This is a genomic window from Rhizobium alarense (genome assembly GCF_021555155.1).
In the GTDB taxonomy this organism is placed as follows: Bacteria; Pseudomonadota; Alphaproteobacteria; order Rhizobiales; family Rhizobiaceae; genus Rhizobium_D; species Rhizobium_D alarense.
Map to the genome: position 1 here is coordinate 1 of NZ_JAKGBU010000010.1, position 17,796 is coordinate 17,796.

Annotated in this window: 17 protein-coding genes; all 17 read left to right on the top strand. The window is 66.1% G+C overall.

Going from position 1 to position 17,796, the window contains the following annotated elements; genetic code table 11:
- Positions 1 to 628, top strand: a 628-nt coding sequence (locus LXM94_RS04925; RefSeq protein ID WP_329605588.1) for a sugar-binding transcriptional regulator, incomplete at its 5' end; no start/stop codon positions are given.
- A gap of 125 nt (positions 629 to 753) precedes the next feature.
- Positions 754 to 2,199: an ABC transporter substrate-binding protein gene (locus tag LXM94_RS04930; protein ID WP_235770042.1), complete on the top strand. Its 1,446-nt coding sequence runs from the start codon at positions 754 to 756 to the stop codon at positions 2,197 to 2,199.
- A 155-nt stretch (positions 2,200 to 2,354) separates the two neighbouring features.
- Complete coding sequence (locus LXM94_RS04935) at positions 2,355 to 3,278, top strand: carbohydrate ABC transporter permease (RefSeq protein WP_235770044.1); 924 nt, start codon at positions 2,355 to 2,357, stop codon at positions 3,276 to 3,278.
- Between the two features lie 10 nt (positions 3,279 to 3,288).
- The gene (locus LXM94_RS04940) at positions 3,289 to 4,146 is read left to right on the top strand and encodes a carbohydrate ABC transporter permease (RefSeq protein WP_235770045.1); all 858 of its coding nucleotides are present in this window, start codon (positions 3,289 to 3,291) and stop codon (positions 4,144 to 4,146) included.
- Between the two features lie 4 nt (positions 4,147 to 4,150).
- Positions 4,151 to 5,269, top strand: coding sequence for an ABC transporter ATP-binding protein (locus LXM94_RS04945; RefSeq protein ID WP_235770046.1), 1,119 nt, complete (start codon positions 4,151 to 4,153; stop codon positions 5,267 to 5,269).
- Positions 5,266 to 6,390 (top strand): ABC transporter ATP-binding protein, encoded by a 1,125-nt coding sequence (locus tag LXM94_RS04950; RefSeq protein WP_235770047.1) that lies wholly within the window; start codon positions 5,266 to 5,268, stop codon positions 6,388 to 6,390. Before LXM94_RS04945 ends, LXM94_RS04950 begins: the two co-directional genes overlap by 4 nt.
- A gap of 1 nt (position 6,391) precedes the next feature.
- On the top strand, positions 6,392 to 7,951 hold the full coding sequence (locus LXM94_RS04955) for an FGGY-family carbohydrate kinase (RefSeq protein WP_235770048.1): 1,560 nt from the start codon (positions 6,392 to 6,394) through the stop codon (positions 7,949 to 7,951).
- Positions 7,948 to 8,988, top strand: coding sequence for a 2-hydroxyacid dehydrogenase (locus LXM94_RS04960; RefSeq protein ID WP_235770049.1), 1,041 nt, complete (start codon positions 7,948 to 7,950; stop codon positions 8,986 to 8,988). Before LXM94_RS04955 ends, LXM94_RS04960 begins: the two co-directional genes overlap by 4 nt.
- 7 nt (positions 8,989 to 8,995) lie before the next feature.
- Positions 8,996 to 9,661 (top strand): class II aldolase/adducin family protein, encoded by a 666-nt coding sequence (locus LXM94_RS04965; RefSeq protein WP_235770050.1) that lies wholly within the window; start codon positions 8,996 to 8,998, stop codon positions 9,659 to 9,661.
- A 30-nt stretch (positions 9,662 to 9,691) separates the two neighbouring features.
- Complete coding sequence (locus LXM94_RS04970) at positions 9,692 to 11,218, top strand: glycerol-3-phosphate dehydrogenase (RefSeq protein WP_235770051.1); 1,527 nt, start codon at positions 9,692 to 9,694, stop codon at positions 11,216 to 11,218.
- Complete coding sequence (locus LXM94_RS04975; RefSeq protein WP_235770052.1) at positions 11,218 to 12,276, top strand: class II aldolase/adducin family protein; 1,059 nt, start codon at positions 11,218 to 11,220, stop codon at positions 12,274 to 12,276. The genes LXM94_RS04970 and LXM94_RS04975 overlap by 1 nt, the downstream gene beginning before the upstream one ends.
- A complete protein-coding gene (locus tag LXM94_RS04980; RefSeq protein WP_235770053.1) occupies positions 12,273 to 13,550 on the top strand; it encodes an FGGY-family carbohydrate kinase in 1,278 nt (425 codons plus the stop codon). Before LXM94_RS04975 ends, LXM94_RS04980 begins: the two co-directional genes overlap by 4 nt.
- Positions 13,547 to 14,386, top strand: coding sequence for a TIGR01459 family HAD-type hydrolase (locus tag LXM94_RS04985; RefSeq protein WP_235770054.1), 840 nt, complete (start codon positions 13,547 to 13,549; stop codon positions 14,384 to 14,386). Before LXM94_RS04980 ends, LXM94_RS04985 begins: the two co-directional genes overlap by 4 nt.
- A gap of 17 nt (positions 14,387 to 14,403) precedes the next feature.
- Positions 14,404 to 15,330: a sugar phosphate isomerase/epimerase family protein gene (locus tag LXM94_RS04990; protein ID WP_235770055.1), complete on the top strand. Its 927-nt coding sequence runs from the start codon at positions 14,404 to 14,406 to the stop codon at positions 15,328 to 15,330.
- 233 nt (positions 15,331 to 15,563) lie between these two features.
- Positions 15,564 to 16,349 carry a DeoR/GlpR family DNA-binding transcription regulator gene (locus LXM94_RS04995; protein ID WP_235770056.1) on the top strand — a complete coding sequence of 262 codons (786 nt, stop codon included), beginning with the start codon at positions 15,564 to 15,566 and terminating at the stop codon, positions 16,347 to 16,349.
- Positions 16,346 to 17,113, top strand: coding sequence for a triose-phosphate isomerase (locus tag LXM94_RS05000; RefSeq protein ID WP_235770057.1), 768 nt, complete (start codon positions 16,346 to 16,348; stop codon positions 17,111 to 17,113). The genes LXM94_RS04995 and LXM94_RS05000 overlap by 4 nt, the downstream gene beginning before the upstream one ends.
- Positions 17,114 to 17,141: 28 nt before the next feature.
- Positions 17,142 to 17,582 (top strand): D-erythrulose-4-phosphate isomerase, encoded by a 441-nt coding sequence (gene derI / locus LXM94_RS05005; protein ID WP_235770058.1) that lies wholly within the window; start codon positions 17,142 to 17,144, stop codon positions 17,580 to 17,582.
- The last annotated feature ends 214 nt before the right edge of the window (positions 17,583 to 17,796 follow it).

Here is a 17,796-nt window from a genome sequence, read left to right on the forward strand (position 1 = left end):
GCGCGGCGGCGGGATGCTGATCGGCATGGGCCACGGCCGCACGCTCGCCGCCTGCGTCGAATATCTGCCGCGCACCTCGACCAACGGCGTGCGCTTCGTCTCGCTGCTCGGCGGGCTCACGCGAAAATTCTCGGCCAACCCGCATGACGTGATCCACCGCCTCGCGGAGCGCACGGGCGCGGAGGCCTATGTCATGCCGGTGCCGTTCTTCGCCAACTCGGTGGAGGACCGGAACATCCTCTTCAGCCAGCGCGGCGTGCGCGAGGTCTTCGATCTGGCCGCTGGCGCCGACCTGCTGTTGGTCGGCATCGGCACCGCCGAGCGCGAGGCGTCGCTCGTCGCGACCGGCATGATCGAGAAGGGCGAGATCGAGGAGGTGAAGCGCGCCGGCGGCGTCGGCGAAATCCTCGGCCACTTCTTCGACGCCAGGGGCAGGCCCGTCGAGACGTCGTTGTCCGACCGTACTTTCACGCTCGGGCGCGACCAGTTGCGCGACCGGCGCATCGTCGCGGTGGCAGGCGGCAAGATCAAGCTGCCGGCGCTGAAGGCGGTGCTGGCGAGCGGCTGGCTCTCCGGCCTCATCACCGACGAGGCGACGGCGCTCGCTCTCATGGGAAAGGCCGCATGAGGCGGGGACGCACATTTGGGCCGGCCGCGGGCGGGAAGCCCCGGTCCGGCGGGAGGAATACCGGGCTGGGTAGCCGGTGACTGCTTGAATGGGCAAGAACTACCCTGGATGGAGGAGAAGACGACATGCATGAGAAAGAGAGAGACCTCATCGGCGCGTTCATGCGCGGCCAGATGGACCGCCGCTCGCTGCTGAAGGGCCTTGGCGCGATGGGCATGACGACGGCCGGCGCCGGCACGCTCTACAATATGATGGCGACCCAGGCACTCGCCGCCGATTTCGACTGGAAGGCGCATTCCGGCAAATCGCTGAAGCTGCTTCTGAACAAACATCCCTATGCCGACGCGATGATCGCCAACCTGCAGGCCTTCAAGGACCTGACGGGCATGGAGGTCACCTATGACGTGTTCCCGGAGGACGTCTATTTCGACAAGGTGACGGCGGCGCTGTCGTCAGGCTCGTCGGAATACGATGCCTTCATGACCGGCGCCTACATGACCTGGACCTACGGCCCGGCCGGCTGGATCACCGACCTCAAGGAATGGATCAACGATCCGGAAAAGACCAACCCGCAATATGCCTGGGACGACTTCCTGCCCGGCGTGCGCGACAGCTGCGCCTGGAACGGCCAGCCGGGCGGCGCGCTCGGCTCGGAAGACGCCAAGCAGTGGTGCATTCCGTGGGGTTTCGAGCAGAACAACATCAGCTACAACAAGGGCATGTTCGACAAGGTCGGCGTCTCGGTTCCGAAGAACATCGACGAGATGATCGAGATTTCGGCCAAGCTCACCAAGGACGTCGGCGGCGGCGTCTACGGCATCGGCGTCCGCGGCTCGCGCTCCTGGGCGACGATTCATCCGGGCTTCCTGTCGGGCTATGCCAATTTCGGCCAGAAGGACCTGAATGTCTCGGCAGACGGCAAGCTGTCGGCGGCGATGAACACGGCGGACTCCAAGTCCTACCACTCGAAGTTCGTCCAGATGATCCAGGAGAGCGGCCCGAAGGACTGGTCGACCTATACCTGGTATCAGGTCGGCACCGACCTCGGCGCCGGCGCCTCCGCCATGATCTTCGACGCCGACATCCTCGGCTACTTCATGAATGGCGGCGACAACAAGATGGCCGGCCAGCTCGCCTATGCGCCGTTTGCCGCCAATCCGGATGCCGACGCCCCGACGCCGAACATCTGGATCTGGTCGCTCTCCATGTCCAACTTCGCGAAGGACAAGGATGCGACCTGGTACTTCCTGCAATGGGCATCCGGCCTCGAGCACGCCATCTTCGGCGCGACGAAGATGGACTTCGTCAACCCGGTCCGCCAGTCGGTCTGGAAGGATCCGGCCTTCACGGAGCGGCTCAACAAGAGCTATCCGGGCTATGTCGACATGTTCAACGTCTCGGCTCCCGGCGCCTCGATCAAGTTCACGGCGCAGCCGCTGTTCTTCGACGTCACGACCGAATGGGCGGCGACGCTGCAGCGCATGGTCGCCAAGGAAGTGCCGGTGGACGAGGGTCTCGACCAGCTCGCCGAGAGCATCGACCGGCAGCTCAAGGAAGCCGGCCTCGGCTGATGGCGAACGCGCGAATGTGCAGGGACCCGGTCGAAAGGCCGGGTTCCACCCCCAAGAACACTTGACCGGACCGATGTCTCGCGGACTGCGGAAGCGCGCTTCCGCCGCAACGCGCGCGTACGGCTACGGCGACGAACACGAAGCGGAAATGCACCATGGCTTCACCGGCAACCTACCAGAACAAGGCGTCCGGCTTCCGGATCTCGCGACGGGCGCTGCCCTATGTGCTCAGCCTTCCCGCACTCCTCGTCTGCATCGGCATCCTCATCCCGTTCTTCACGGCGGTCATATACTCGTTCCAGCGCTATCGCCTGTCGCAGCCCTGGGCGCGGCAGTTCAACTGGGGTGAGAACTATCTCAACTTCTTCACCGATCCGGCCTTCTGGAACACGCTCAAAGTGTCGCTGATGTATGCCGGCTTTACCGTGGTGCTGGAACTGCTGCTCGGCCTCGGCATCGCGCTGCTGCTCCAACGCCGCTCGACGGTCAACAATTTCATCTCGATCATGCTGCTCCTGCCGCTGATGATCGCGCCGGCGCTCGCCGCGCTGATGTGGAAGCTGATGACCAATCCGGGCTTCGGCATCCTCAGCTATCTCGCCAGCCTGATCGGGCTTGAGGATTTCCGTTGGGCCTCCTCGCCGAACACGGCGCTGCTGACGGTCGTGCTCGTCGACATCTGGGTCTATACGCCCTTCATCATGATCCTGCTTCTGGCCGGCCTGCGTTCGCTGCCGACCCAGCCCTTCGAGGCGGCGGCGCTCGACGGCGTGCCGCGGCTCTTCGTCTTCTTCAGGATCACCCTGCCGATGCTGACGCCCTATATCCTGACGGCGACACTCTTCCGGCTGCTCGACAGCATCCAGCAGTTCGACATCATCTATGCGATGACGCAGGGCGGGCCGGGCAACACGCTGACCGTCTTCCAGGTCGAGGCCTATCTGAACTTCTTCCAGTCGACCAATGTCGGGCGCTCGGCGGCACTGCTGATCATCCTGTGGGCGATCACCTACATCCTCTCCAACATTTTCATCAAGAACTGGCTGCGGCTGCGCGAACGCGCCCGCGGCGAGGCGTGAGGGCAAAGTCATGGAAACCATGTCCCCCATCGAAAGGACGCTGCGCTTCGTCGCGCTCAGCCTCGTCGTCCTTTTCTTCATGTTTCCGATCGTCTGGATCTTCCTGATGTCGTTCCAGACGAACGAAACGATCCTGCAGATCCCGCCAAAGCTGTTCTTTGCGCCGACGCTCGAAAACTACGCGGCGCTGATCACCGGCAAGCTGACGACGGCGGCCGGCACGCTCGACATCGCCTTTATGAAGAACCTCGGCAATTCGGTCTTCCTGTCGGTGACGTCCGTCGCGGTGGCTCTGCTGCTCGGCGTACCGGCTGCCTATGCCTTCGCGCGCCACAAGTTCAAGGGCTCGGAAGACATCGCCTTCACGCTGCTCTCCTTCCGCTTCGCGCCGCCGCTCCTGGTGCTGCTGCCGCTGACCCAGTATTTCCAGTGGCTCGGCCTCGCCAACACCTATATCGGCCTCATCTGGGTCTACCAGCTGATCTGCCTGCCGCTGATCCTCTGGATCGTGCGCGGCTATTTCGAGGACATCTCGGCCGACGTCGAATATGCCTATCGCATTGCCGGCCACTCCTGGTTCGCGACGTTCCGGAAGATCGCGCTGCCGCTTGCCGGTCCGGGCATCGCGGCGGCCGGCCTGCTCGCCTTCATCTTCGCCTGGAACAATTTCGTCTTCGCGCTGGTGCTGGCATCGGCCGACAAGCAGCCGGTAACAGTCGGCGCGCTCGCCTTCGTCACCTCGTCAGGCATCCAGTACGGCCAGATCGCCGCGGCGATCGTGCTCTCCGTCACGCCGACGCTCGCACTCGCACTCTACGCCCAGCGCTACCTCGTCGAAGGCCTGTCGCTCGGTGCGGTGAAGGGGTAGGACCATGACCACGCTCACACTCGACACCGTCGTCAAGCGCTACAAGGGCCAGGCCGTGCTCGACCATCTGTCGCTCGACGTCGCCGACGGGGAAACGCTCGTGCTCTTCGGCCCCTCCGGCGCCGGCAAGTCGGTGCTGCTGCGCCTCGTCGCGGGCGTCATCGAGCCGGACGAGGGCAAGGTGCTGATCGGCGGCAAGGACATGACCGACGTCGATGCCGAACACCGCGGCATCGGCATGGCGTTCCAGAATTTCGCGCTCTTCCCGCATATGGACGCGTTCAAGAACATCGCGACGCCGCTCGAAGCGACGCGCTCCTCCGGCGACGCGATCAAGGCCGGCGTGCAGAAGGTGGCGAAGCTTCTCAAGATCGACCACGTCCTGACGCATCATCCCAAGGCATTGTCGAACGGCCAGAAGCAGCGCACGGCACTTGCCCGCGCGCTCGTCGGCGCGCCGCCGCTGCTTTTGCTCGACGATCCGCTCCGCAACGTCGATGCGAAATTGCGCTTCGAGATGCGGCTCGAACTGCCGCGGCTGCTCGCAGCGCAGGGCGCGACGGTCGTCTATGTGACGCAGGACTACAAGGAGGCGATGGCGCTCGGCGACCGGATCGCCGTGATGGCCGCCGGCCGCATTCACCAGATCGGCACGCCGGAGGAAATCTACACGGCGCCGGCGACGATCGAGATCGCCCGGCTCTTCGGCGATCCGACCATCAACCTGCTCGACGTGACGCCGAAGCCGGAGGCGGGCGGTGTGTCCGTGCAGCTTTCCGACGTGCGGATCGTGCTGCCGGACATTCCGGCCGCGGTCGCCGGCAAGGCCTGCGTGCTCGGGCTCCGGCCGGAAGCGGTGACCTTCGTCGCGGCGGATAAACCCGGCGCCATTCCGGTGAGTGTCGAGGCGGAGACGCCGCTCAACGAAAAGACTGTGACGCTCGTGCTGACGGCGCGCGGGCGTGAAATCCTGGTCTCCCGGCCGGCCGGCACACCCGGCCCCAATTCGGGACCGGCGCATATCGCCGTCGACGGCAGCCATGCCTTCCTCTTCGACAAGGCGTCGGGCGCGCTGATCGCCCGCGAAGGCAATTGTTCAGGAACACGGGGAGAAGCGGCATGAGCGGCGCGGCACTTCAGATCAACGGCGTCGACAAGTTCTACGGCCCCGTCGACCACGGCGTCCATGCCGTCAGGAAGCTCTCGATGCATATCGAGAAGGGCGAGATCGTCGCGCTGCTCGGCTCGTCCGGCTGCGGCAAGACCTCGACGCTGCGCATGATCGCCGGCTTCGAGCCGGTGTCGCGCGGGCAGATTTCACTCGCCGGCCGCGAGATCCACACCTTTGCGCCGGTCAGGCGCAATGTCGCCATGGCCTTCGAAGGCTATTCGCTCTATCCGCCGCTGACGGTGCGCGAGAACATCGCCTTCGCGCTGAAGGCCGCCAGGCTGCCGCAGACTGTCGTCGACGAGAAGGTCGCGCATATCGCCAAACTGCTGGAGATCGAGGACATTCTGGGGCGGTATCCGAGCTCGATCTCGGGCGGCCAGCAGCAGCGCGCCTCGCTCGGCCGGGCGCTGATCCGCGACGCCGACCTGCACCTGCTCGACGAGCCGATGGGCCAGCTCGAGCCGCAACTGCGTGCCGTTCTGCGCGGCCGCATCAAGCACTATATCAAGGAGAACGGCCTGACGGCGATCCTCGTCACCCATGACCAGACCGAGGCGAACGCGCTCGCCGACCGCATTGCCGTCATGGAGGGCGGCGTGCTGCAGCAGTTCGATACGCCGCAGATGATCAAGGAGCGGCCGGCGAACCTCTTTACCGGCACCTTCGTCGGCGAGCCGCCGATGAACGTTTTCGAGGCGGGCATCGCCGCAACCGGCGATACGATCGTGTTCGGCCTCGGCGAAGGCGCGCGGCTCGAATACCAGGCATCCGATTTTTCCGCCGCCGTGCTCGGCGAACTCCGGAACCGCAAGAAGGTGGTGCTCGGCATCCGGCCCTATTCGGTCCGGCGCGAGGAGGGCGGCGTGCCGGCCAGGGTCGCCGTCAGCCAGTGGCTCGGCGACCAGACCCATATCGCCGTCGATTTCGCCGGCGGCACCATGGTGCTCGTCGAACACGACCGGGTGAGGTTGGAGCATGGCGACACGATCGGCCTGACGCTCGACGCGGGCGCGCTGCATGTCTTCGATGCGGAGACCGGCAAGGCCGTCAGCCACGGACCGGAGCTCGCCTGAGATGCGCGATGTCCTGATCGGCATAGATGCGGGAACCTCCGTCATCAAGTCGGTCGCCTTCGACCTGAAGGGCCGGCAGATCGCCAGTGCGGCGATCCCCAATGCCTATGAGACGGTAGGTCGTACAGGCGCGGTGCAGGACATGGACCGCACCTGGGCCGATACCGCGCGCACGCTGGTCGAGCTTGCCGGCAAGGTCGATAACCTCGCCTCCCGTGTCGTCGCGATCGCGGTGACGGGGCAGGGCGACGGGACCTGGCTGGTCGACAGGGACGGCCAGCCGGTCGGCAAGGGCTGGCTCTGGCTCGACGCGCGCGCCGGCGACACGGTGGCGCGGCTGCGCGAAACCGGCGGCGATGCGGAGCGCTTCCGCCACACGGGATCCGGCCTCGCCGCCTGCCAGCAGGGCCCGCAGCTACGCTGGATGCTCGACAATGCGCCGGAGATGCTCGATGGCGCTGCGACGGGCTTTCATTGCAAGGACTGGCTCTATTTCAAGCTGACCGGCCGGCGGGCGACCGACCCGTCCGAGGCCTGCTTCACCTTCGGCAATTTCCGCGAACGCGCCTATTCGGATACGGTCATCGACTTCCTCGATCTTCGCAAGCAGACCTACCTGCTGCCGGAGATCGTCGATGGCGCGACGACGCATCATCCGCTGTCCGAGGCCGCCGCGGCCCTGACGGGCCTGCCATCCGGCACGCCGATCGTGCTCGGCTATGTCGATGTCGCCTGCACATCGCTGGGTGCCGGGCTCTACGATCCCGGCACCGACATCGGCTGCTCCATCGTCGGCTCGACCGGCATGCACATGCGGCTTGCGACCAGCGCCGACGATGTCAGGCTGAACGCCGACCGCACCGGCTACACGATGTGCCTGCCGATCCCCGGCGTCTATGCGCAGATGCAGTCCAACATGGCGGCGACGCTCAACATCGACTGGATCCTGTCGGTCGCCGGCGGGCTTTTAAAAAGCATGGGCATCGGAAAATCCAAGGCGGAGCTTCTGGCGCATCTCGACGGCTGGCTGGCCGAGGCGAGCGACCGGCCACCGATCTTTCACCCCTATATTTCCGAAGCCGGCGAGCGCGGGCCTTTCGTCGATGCCTCGGCGCGGGCGTCCTTCGTCGGCCTCTCGGTCGCGAGCGGCTTTCCCGACATGGTGCGCGCCGTCTTCGACGGGCTCGCGCTCGCCGCCCGCGACTGCTACCTCGCCATGGGGCCGCTGCCGGCGCGCGTCAGGCTGACGGGTGGCGCGGCGCGCAGCGCCTCGCTGCGGCGCATCCTCGGCGGCGCGCTCGGGGCGAGCGTGCAGACCAGCGAGCGCGAGGAGGCGGGTGCGGCCGGTGCCGCGATGATCGCCGCCGTCTCGCTCGGGCTCTACGGTTCGATGGCCGATTGCGTGGCGGAATGGGTGCGCCCCTGCCAGCGCCCGGCGGAACCGGCGGACGAGGCGCTCGTCCGGCATTTCGAGGCGGTCTTCCCGGCCTATCGCCAGTCGCGCGAGGCGCTCCGGCCGGTCTGGCAGGCGATGACACGACAACAGGACGACGTTCGATGACGAAGACGATAGCGATTGCCGGCGACCGGTTCATGCTGCCGCAGGTGTTCCGCGACAAGCTGGTGGAGGCGGCCGGCGACGGACACGAGATCCGCATGCTCGAACTGCCCTGGCCGGACGTGCCGATGGAGCACGGCTATGCAGTCGAGGGCATGGACGGGCTGAAGGAATATCTCGGCTCGGCCGACGAGATCGTCGATTTCATCGGCGACGCGGAGATCTTCATCACCCAGCTCGCGCCGCTGTCGCGCGGCATGTTCGAGCGGCTGCCGGGGCTGAAATTCGTCGCCGTCTCGCGCGGCGGGCCGGTCAATATCGACATGGCGGCGGCGCGCGAGGCAGGGGTTACCGTGGTCAACACGCCGGGCCGCAATGCGAGTGCCGTCGCCGAATTCACCATCGGCGCGATCCTCGCCGAGACGCGGCTCATCCGCACCGGCCATGAATCGCTGCGCCGGGGCGAATGGCGCGGCGAGCTCTACCGCGCCGACGTGACGGGCCGCGAACTTTCCGAAATGACGGTGGGCGTGATCGGCTACGGCAATATCGGCACCAAGGTCGTGCGGCTGCTGCGCGCCTTCGGCACCAAGGTCCTGGTGCACGATCCCTATGTGCAGCTTTCGGCCGAGGACCGCAATGCCGGCGTCGAGCATGTGGCGCTCGACGACCTGCTGTCGCGCTCCGACATCGTCACGTTGCATCCGCGCGTGACGGAGGAGACGCGCAACATGGCGAATGCCGAGGCGTTTGCGAAGATGAGGCCGGGCGCGCTTTTCGTGAACACGGCGCGCGGGCCGCTCTGCGACTACGACGCGCTCTACGATGCGCTTGTCGGCGGCCATCTCGGCGGCGCCATGCTGGAGACCTTTGCCGTCGAGCCGGTGCCGGCGGACTGGCCGCTCCTGCAACTGCCGAACGTCACGCTGACGCCGCATATCGCCGGCGCGTCCGTGCGCACCGTCACCTATGCCGCCGAGATGGCGGCGGACGAGGTGCGCCGCTACATCGCCGGCGAGCCGCCGGTCAATCCGTGCTGAGGACGCCATGAACGAGCTTGCCATCCGCCAGTCGATCATCGACCACTGCCGGGCCATGAACGCCTCCGGCCTCAACCAGGGCACATCCGGCAATATCTCCGTGCGCTTCGGCGAACGCATGCTGATCACGCCGTCCGGCATCCCCTATGACACGATGACGCCTGAGATGATCGCGTCGCTGCCGCTTTCGGGCGACGGAGACTATGACGGTCCGAAGAAGCCTTCGGTCGAATGGCCCTTCCATCTCGCGATCCAGAAGGCGCGGCCGGATGTCGGCGCCGTCGTGCACACACACTCGACCTTCGCGACGATCCTTGCAATTGCGCGAAAGCCCATTCCCGCCTGCCACTACATGGTCGCGGCCTTCGGCGGCAGCGATGTTCGCGTGGCGGACTATGCGCGCTACGGCACGACGGACCTCTCGGACAACATCATCCGCGCGATGGACGGCCGCTCGGCCTGCCTGATGGCGAACCACGGCATGATTGCGACCGGCGCGACGCTGGAAAAGGCGATGTGGGCGGCGGTCGAGCTCGAGACGCTGGCGAAGCAATATTACCACGCGCTGCTGATCGGCAATCCGGTGATCCTGCCCGACGCGGAGATCGCCGGCGTGCTCAAGGGTTTCGCGACGTACGGTCTGCAGGACGGAAAAGGCGGCAAGGCCGCGTGAGGCGGCGGCCGGACGGACAGGAGAAGAGACGTGACAGCGGAAACCGGCATATACGACCTGCTCGTCATCGGCGGCGGCGTCAACGGTGCGGGCATCGCGCGCGACGCGGCGGGCAGGGGGCTTTCCGTGCTGCTCTGCGAGAAGGACGATCTGGCGCAGGGAACCAGCTCACGCTCCGGCAAGCTGGTGCATGGCGGGCTTCGCTATCTCGAATATTATGAGTTCCGGCTGGTGCGCGAGGCGCTGATCGAGCGCGAGGTGCTGCTGGAGGCAGCACCCCACATCATCTGGCCGATGCGCTTCGTGCTGCCGCACAATCCCGAGGATCGTCCGGCCTGGCTCGTGCGGCTCGGCCTTTTCCTCTACGACCATCTCGGCGGCCGCAAGCGCCTGCCGGCAACGCGCACGCTCGATCTGAAGACGGCCCCGGAGGGCGCGCCGATCCGCAACGAATACCGCAAGGCCTTCGAATATTCCGACTGCTGGGTGGATGATTCCCGGCTTGTCCTGCTCAATGCGTTGGATGCCGAAGCGAAGGGCGCGAAGGTGATGACCCGCACCGCCTGTTCGGTCGTGCGGCGCGATGGTCCGCTTTGGACGGCCGAACTGACAGATACATTGACGGGCGAGAAGCAGGCGGTCACGGCGCGCTGCCTCGTCAACACGGCCGGTCCCTGGGTCAACGACGTGATCGGCCGCGTCGCCGGCCTCAACTCGGCGCGCAACGTGCGGCTCGTCAAGGGCAGCCACATCATCGTGCCGAAATTCTGGGAGGGGCGGCAGGCCTATCTGGTGCAGAACCCGGACAAGCGGGTGATTTTCATCAACCCCTACCAGAACGATCTGGCACTGATCGGCACGACCGATATTCCCTACGAGGGCCGGCCGGAGGACGTGGCGGCGGACGGCAACGAAATCGCCTATCTCTTGAAATCGGTGAACCGCTATTTCAAGCAGCAGCTCGTCGAAAGCGACATCATCCATTCCTTCTCGGGTGTCCGGCCGCTCTATGACGACAATGCGGAAAACCCGAGCGCGGTGACGCGCGACTACATTTTCGAGGTCGACGGCGACGACGGGAAGGCGCCGCTGCTCTCCGTCTTCGGCGGCAAGATCACCACCTTCCGCAAGCTGTCGGAACACGCCCTGGAGAAGATCAGGCCGTTCTTCCCGGCGATGGGACCTGCCTGGACGGCGAAGGCCAGCCTGCCCGGCGGCGACATTCCGGATGCCGATTTCGATCAGTTCCTCGGCGAGCTTCGCGCCCGCTACCGTTTTCTGCCGCCCGATCTCGCCAAGCACTATGCCCGCCTCTACGGCACCCGGGCCTATCAATTGATCGGCGATGCGGCCACCATTGCCGACCTTGGCGAGAGCTTCGGGCCTTATCTCCGGGAACGGGAGGTGCGTTTCCTCGTCGAGACCGAATGGGCCGTGACACCGGAGGACATTCTCGAGCGCCGTACCAAACACGGCCTGCACATGAACGAGGCGGAGAAGATAGCCTTCGCCGCATGGTTCAGCGGAGCCGAACAGAGATTGAGAGCCGCGACCTGATGATACGCAGTCCCGAATTCGAAGCCCTCATCGCGCTTTCCGCCCGGATCGGCGCCGACCCGGCGCTGGTGCAGGGCGCGGGCGGAAACACCTCGATCAAGGAGGGCGGTACGCTCTGGATCAAGGCCTCGGGCCTCTGGCTGCGCGATGCGCTGAGGCGCGACCTGATGGTGCCGGTGGCGCTGGAGCCGCTGCTCGACGCGCTCGACCGCGACGATCCTTCGGCCGAGAAGGCACAGGACTATGTCGTCAAAGAGAAGAACCCCTCCGGCCTGCGCCCCTCCATCGAGACGACGGTGCATGCGCTGATGGAGCAGACGGTCGTGGTGCATGTGCATTGCGTCGAGACCATTGCACACGCGGTGCAGCAGAACGGCGAGATCATCGCGGCCGAAAAGCTCGACGGGTTGGCGCATGCCTTCGTGCCCTATGCGCGTCCCGGCCTGCCCTTGGCGCGGGCCATCGCGTCGCGGATTGCGCCGGAGACCAGCGTTCTGATCCTCGGCAATCACGGGCTTGCGGTCGCCGGTGAGACGGTAGCGGAGGCGGCGGCGCTGCTGGAGGAGGTCTCGCGCCGGCTGGCGCTGCCGGCGCGACCCTTCGTCAGGCCGGATGTGCCGGCGCTGGAGCGGCTGGCGCTCGACAGCGCCTACCGGCTTCCCGACGATCCCGCCATCCACGGCGTGGCAACCGATCTTGCGAGTTGCCGGCATGCGGCCGGCGGCAGCCTCTATCCGGACCATGTCATTTTTCTCGGCAAGGGCTCCGTCATCGTCGAACCCGGCGGCACGGCGCTCGATATCGAGAAACAGCATGTCGAGGAGAGCCGGGCACTCCCTCCGGCGATCCTCTTCCCCGGCAAGGGCGTCCTCGTTTCAAAGGAAGCGAGCGAGGGGGCCCTTGCCATGGCGCGCTGCCTGTCGGACGTGGCCTCCCGCATTCCGGCGGCAGCGCGCCTGCGTTACTTTACCGAGGCGGAGAATGGCGAACTGCTCGGCTGGGATGCGGAAAAATACCGGCAGGCGCTGAACCGGCCGGCAAACGGGGTGCTGCAATGAGCACGCCCGTCGTCGCCGGCATCGACATCGGCACATCCGGCGTACGCGCGGTCGCGATGACGGAAGCGGGCGACGTCGTTGCATCGGGCGCGACGAAACTCGCGGCATTTTCCACCGATCACCGCGATCCCGCCGTCTGGCGTCGGGCGATGCAGATCGCACTGGCCGGGATGCTGGGCGCGTTGAACGACGAGAGGATCGTCGCAGTCGCGATCGACGGGACGTCCGGCACGCTGCTGCCGGTCGATGAAGAGGGGCGGCCGCTGGCTGTGCCGATGATGTACAACGATCCCGTCACCGATGCCGCGATCCTCGAAGCCGTGTCGGCCAATGCTGCGCGCGAAAGTGCCGCGCACGGACCGACCTCCGGGCTTGCCAAGGCGATCGGCTTCCAGAGCCTTCCGGGTGTCGCGCGGGTGATCCACCAGGCGGACTGGTTGTCCGGGTTGCTGATTGGCCGTTTCGACGTCTCCGACGAGAACAATGCCCTGAAGACCGGCTACGATCCGGTCGACCGCCGCTGGCCGGACTGGATCGCCGCGACGGGTGCCCGGCCGGAGTTGCTGCCGCAGGTGCTGCCGGCCGGATCGCCGGTCGGTCCGGTTGCGGCCCAGGCGGCCGCCGAATTTGGCCTTCCGTCCGGCGCGCTCGTCGTCACGGGCACGACGGACGGCTGCGCCTCCTTCCTTGCGACCGGCGCCGACCGGCCGGGCGACGGCGTGTCGGCGCTCGGCACGACGCTGACGGTGAAGATGCTCTCCGACCGGCCGCTCTTTGCGCCGGACTACGGGCTCTACAGCCACCGCATCGGCGACATGTGGCTGGCCGGCGGCGCCTCGAACACCGGCGGCGTCGTACTGGCACAGCATTTTTCCGGCGAGCGTATCGCGGAACTCTCGGGCCTCATCGATCCGGAGACGGATACGGGGCTCGACTACTATCCGCTGCCGAAGCCCGGCGAGCGGTTTCCGGTCAGTGATCCGGTGCTTCCCCCGCGCATGACGCCGCGTCCCGACAGCGATGCCGAATTTCTGAAGGCGATCTTCGAGGGCATCGCCGGCATCGAAGCGCTCGCCTATCGACGGCTGTTGGACCTCGGCGGACCGCAGCTCGGCTCGATCAGAAGCGTCGGCGGCGGCGCTGCCAATGCCGTCTGGCAACGCATCCGCCAGCGACGGCTCGGCGTGCCCTTCCTGCCGGTTCTCTCGGAAGAGGCGGCGGCCGGCACGGCGCGGCTGGCTCTGGCAGGTGCCAGAAAGGCGGGTGTGCTGTGAATGTGCCCGTAAAGATCGCCGGGCTCGGCGCGGTGGCCGACCGTTTCGACTGTTTCCTCGTCGACCAGTTCGGCGTGCTGCGCGACGGGCGCGGACCCTATCCGGGTGCCGCCGAAACGCTGTCGCGCCTGAAGGCGGCGGGCAAGCGCGTCATCATCCTGTCGAATTCGGGGAAGCGCGCGGCGGAAAACAGCCGGCGGCTTGCGGCAATCGGCTTCGACGAGGCGAATTGGGATCTGTTCCTCACGTCGGGCGAGACGGCCTGGCGTATCCTGAAGGCCGAAATGGCGGACGGTATCGAGCGGCGCTGCCTGCTGATCAGCCGTGACGGCGACACCTCGGCGATCGACGGGCTCGGTTTGGTGCAGACGGCAACGGGTGCCGACGCCGACGTGGTGATGATCTCTGCCAGCGAAGGCGACCGCTATCCGCTCGACCATTACCGCACTCTGCTGGAGCCGGCCGCCCGGCGTGGCGTCGCCTGCTTCTGCACCAATCCCGACAAGGTCATGCTGACGCGCGACGGCGAGGCCTTCGGGGCGGGGCGCATCGCGGACCTCTACGCGGAACTGGGCGGCACCGTGCGCTGGATCGGCAAACCGTTCTCCGACATCTATGCCGAGGCAATGCGGTTCCTCGGCGCGCCGGACCCGTCGCGCGTCGTCTGCATCGGCGACAGCATCGAGCATGACATCGCGGGTGCCCAAGGCGCCGGCCTTGCCTCGGTCCTCGTTGCGACCGGCATCCTGGCCCGTGCAGACGATGCCGAGCGGGCGCGGCTCTACCGCGAGCACGGCGCGATGCCCGACTTCATCCTCCCGCAGTTTCTCTGGTAGGCGCAAGGACTTCGCCCATGCCCTTCACGCTCTCGCTCAACACGAACCCGCTGGTGAACCGCTTCGCCGAGGCCGACGACCTGATCGACACGATCGCCGAGACAATCCGTGTCTGTCATGTCCAGCTTACCCATGAATTCGTCAATCCGGGCTGGCCGGCCGCGACAATTGCGAAACAGCTGCGCGCCTTCCGCCGGGCACTCGACCGGACGGGCGTCAAGGTGACCTCCGGCATGACCGGGCCCTATGGCCGGCTCAACCATTTCGGCCATCCGGATGCCGATGTCCGGCGCTACTATATCGACTGGTTCAAGACCTTTGCCGACATTTCCGCCGAACTCGGCGCGGCCGGCATGGGCACGCAGTTCGCGATCTTCACGCACAAGGATTATGACGACCCGGCGCGTCGCGAGGACCTGATGACGGTCGCCATCGACTGCTGGGCGGAGGTCGCCGAGCACGGCAAGGCGGCAGGACTCGACTATATCTTCTGGGAGCCGATGTCGGTCGGGCGCGAGTTCGGCCATACGATCGCCGAATGCCGGGCGCTGGACACGCGGCTGGCGGCATCGGGCCTGGCGCTGCCCTTCCTGATGATGGTCGATATCGACCATGGCGACGTGACCTCGCCGGACCCCGCCGACGTCGACCCCTATGCCTGGGCAGAGGCATTTCCGCCGCGCTCGCCGATCATCCACGTCAAGCAGTCGTCGATGAACAAGGGCGGCCACTGGCCGTTTACCGCGCAGTACAACGCGGACGGACGCATCCAGCCGCAAAGGCTGCTCGACGCCGTCCGGCGGGGCGGCGGCACGGACAACGAGATCTGCCTCGAACTGTCGTTCCGCGAACGCGAGCCGACCGACCATCGCGTGGTCGAGATGATCCGGGAGTCCGTCGAATTCTGGGAGCCCCATATCGACACCGGCTTCAACCGGCACTGACCTTCCCCGCGGGGGAGCGTTTTAGAGACGGCGCTCATCCGCTCTTCGCCCCTGTTCCCGTTGCCGGCGGGGCAGGGGTGCTTTTTGTTGGCGTCACGGTAAATCTTCACATTATCGACTTATGTAACATTGAAAAGTCACATGTTAATGTTACATTGCGACCGTGGACGGGAGAAATCTCACGGCCACGCCATCGGATCGGAAGGGCGCGCCCTGAAGGCTGCGAAAGTCGCATGAAACCGGAAGACAGACGCCAGAGCCTCATGGACCTCCTTCTGGAGGCGGGCAGTGCCTCGGTCGAGGACATGGCCAACCGGTTCGGTGTCTCCCGCATGACCATCCACCGGGATCTTGACGACCTCGAACAGGCCGGTCTCCTGCGCAAGGTCCATGGCGGCGCATCGATCGAGTCGAGCCCGCAGTTCGAAAGCGATTTCCGCTACCGCGAACGCATCGGTCTTGCCGAGAAGCGCGCCATCGCGGCACTCGCCGCCGGCCTGATCGAACCCGGCCAGATCGTCATCCTCGACGACAGTTCGACGGTCGGTGCGATGGCGCCGCTGCTGCTCGGCCTTCGTCCGCTGACTGTCATCACGAACAATCTTTCTGTCATGAACACGCTTGCCGGCATCGCCGGCATCACGCTGATTTCGCTTGGCGGGCAGTTCAGCAAGAAGTTCAACGGCTTCTTCGGCATCGTCGCGGAGGAGGCGCTGAAGACGCTGCGCGCGGACGCGGCCTTTCTCTCGACATCGGCGATCGAGGGCGCGCAGGCCTTCCACCAGGACCAGGAGGTCATCCAGATCAAGCGGCAGATGCTGCGTTCGGCGCGGCGGCGCTACCTGCTCGCCGACCATGAGAAGTTCGGGCGGCAGGCGCTGCATTTTTTCACGGGTCTCGACGCCTTCGACGCAGTGCTGACGGGAGCGGCGGTGAGCAATGCCGCCCGACAGCCGCTCGCCGAGGCCGGCGTTGCCCTCATGACGACGGACAGGGACACATCGGAGCAGGCGGCATGACGAAACCGGACCTCTGGGTCGGAACGAGCTTCAAGATGAACAAGGTTCTGGCGGAGGGGCTTGCCTTTGCCGCGGCGCTCAAGGCGGCCGACGGTGAACGCGACGCCCGCGTCCAGCGCTTCGTCATCCCGCCGTTCACCGCCGTGCGCGAGGTGAAGACGGCGCTTGCCGGCACCAGCGTCAAGGTCGGCGCGCAAAACATGCACTGGGACGATGCGGGCGCCTGGACCGGCGAGGTCTCGCCGGTGATGTTGACGGATTGCAAGCTCGACATCGTCGAACTCGGCCACAGCGAGCGGCGCGAGCATTTCGGCGAGACGGACCGGACCGTGGGACTGAAGACGGCAGCCGCCGTCCGCCACGGCCTGATCCCGCTCATCTGCATCGGCGAGACGCTTGCCGAGCGCGAGGCGGGCAGCGCCGACGCGGTGCTCCGCCGGCAGGTCGAAGGCGCCCTGGAATGGCTCGAAGGCGAGGCGAGGGTGGCCGAGATCCTGCTTGCCTACGAGCCGGTCTGGGCAATCGGCGTCAACGGCATTCCCGCCACGGCCGGCTATGCCGACGAGCGCCATGCGATGATCGCCGAGGTCGCCGAAGGCGTGCTCGGGCGCCGCATTCCGGTGCTCTACGGCGGCAGCGTCAACCCCGGCAACTGCGAGGAGCTGATCGCCATGCCGCATATCGACGGCCTCTTCATCGGCCGTTCGGCCTGGGCGGTCGAGGGGTATCTCGACATCCTCTCCCGCGTTTCCAAAGCCATCTAGTTCAACGGTATCAGGAAGGAACCATCCCATGAAAATCGCCATCGGAGCCGACAGCGCCGGCAAGCCGCTGCTCGACGTCATCGAAGCCCATCTCGCCACGAAGACGGACGTCACTGTCGCCAATCTCAGTCAGTCCGGCTTCTACGCCGACCTGTCCAAGAAGCTCGCCGAGACCATCGTCGCGGGCGAGAACGAGCGCGGCATCCTCGTCTGCGGCACCGGCATCGGCGTTTCGATCTCGGCCAACAAGGTCCCCGGCATCCGCGCCGCGCTGACGCATGACACCTATTCGGCCGAGCGGGCCGCCAAGTCGAACAACGCGCAGATCATCACCATGGGTGCCCGCGTCATCGGCCCGGAACTCGCCAAGGCGATCGTCGACAAGTGGCTGGAATCGGAATTCGATCCGAACGGCTCGTCGGCCGACAACGTCAAGGCGATCGACCGGCTGGATACAGGCAAGGCCTGAGGCGCCGGACGGGGATTCTCTCAGGCATGCCTGACACAAAACGCCAGGCAGCGATGCCCGGCGTTCTCGATTCTGGAATCTGGAAAGGATTTCAGCCGGTTGGCGCCGTCGTCTGCAAGGTTGATTCCGCTTGTTGATGTGGTGATTCACATTCCGCACTGTGGTCGTGCCGCCCCCTCATCCCGCTGCCGCGACCTTCTCCCCGGTGGGGAGA

Bases quoted from the DNA above. Each gene is read 5' to 3' on its own strand.
- LXM94_RS04930 (WP_235770042.1), top strand. From the start codon at position 754: ATGCATGAGAAAGAGAGAGACCTCATCGGCGCGTTCATGCGCGGCCAG.
- LXM94_RS04935 (WP_235770044.1), top strand. From the start codon at position 2,355: ATGGCTTCACCGGCAACCTACCAGAACAAGGCGTCCGGCTTCCGGATC.
- LXM94_RS04940 (WP_235770045.1), top strand. From the start codon at position 3,289: ATGGAAACCATGTCCCCCATCGAAAGGACGCTGCGCTTCGTCGCGCTC.
- LXM94_RS04945 (WP_235770046.1), top strand. From the start codon at position 4,151: ATGACCACGCTCACACTCGACACCGTCGTCAAGCGCTACAAGGGCCAG.
- LXM94_RS04950 (WP_235770047.1), top strand. From the start codon at position 5,266: ATGAGCGGCGCGGCACTTCAGATCAACGGCGTCGACAAGTTCTACGGC.
- LXM94_RS04955 (WP_235770048.1), top strand. From the start codon at position 6,392: ATGCGCGATGTCCTGATCGGCATAGATGCGGGAACCTCCGTCATCAAG.
- LXM94_RS04960 (WP_235770049.1), top strand. From the start codon at position 7,948: ATGACGAAGACGATAGCGATTGCCGGCGACCGGTTCATGCTGCCGCAG.
- LXM94_RS04965 (WP_235770050.1), top strand. From the start codon at position 8,996: ATGAACGAGCTTGCCATCCGCCAGTCGATCATCGACCACTGCCGGGCC.
- LXM94_RS04975 (WP_235770052.1), top strand. From the start codon at position 11,218: ATGATACGCAGTCCCGAATTCGAAGCCCTCATCGCGCTTTCCGCCCGG.
- LXM94_RS04980 (WP_235770053.1), top strand. From the start codon at position 12,273: ATGAGCACGCCCGTCGTCGCCGGCATCGACATCGGCACATCCGGCGTA.
- LXM94_RS04990 (WP_235770055.1), top strand. From the start codon at position 14,404: ATGCCCTTCACGCTCTCGCTCAACACGAACCCGCTGGTGAACCGCTTC.
- LXM94_RS04995 (WP_235770056.1), top strand. From the start codon at position 15,564: ATGAAACCGGAAGACAGACGCCAGAGCCTCATGGACCTCCTTCTGGAG.
- LXM94_RS05000 (WP_235770057.1), top strand. From the start codon at position 16,346: ATGACGAAACCGGACCTCTGGGTCGGAACGAGCTTCAAGATGAACAAG.
- derI (WP_235770058.1), top strand. From the start codon at position 17,142: ATGAAAATCGCCATCGGAGCCGACAGCGCCGGCAAGCCGCTGCTCGAC.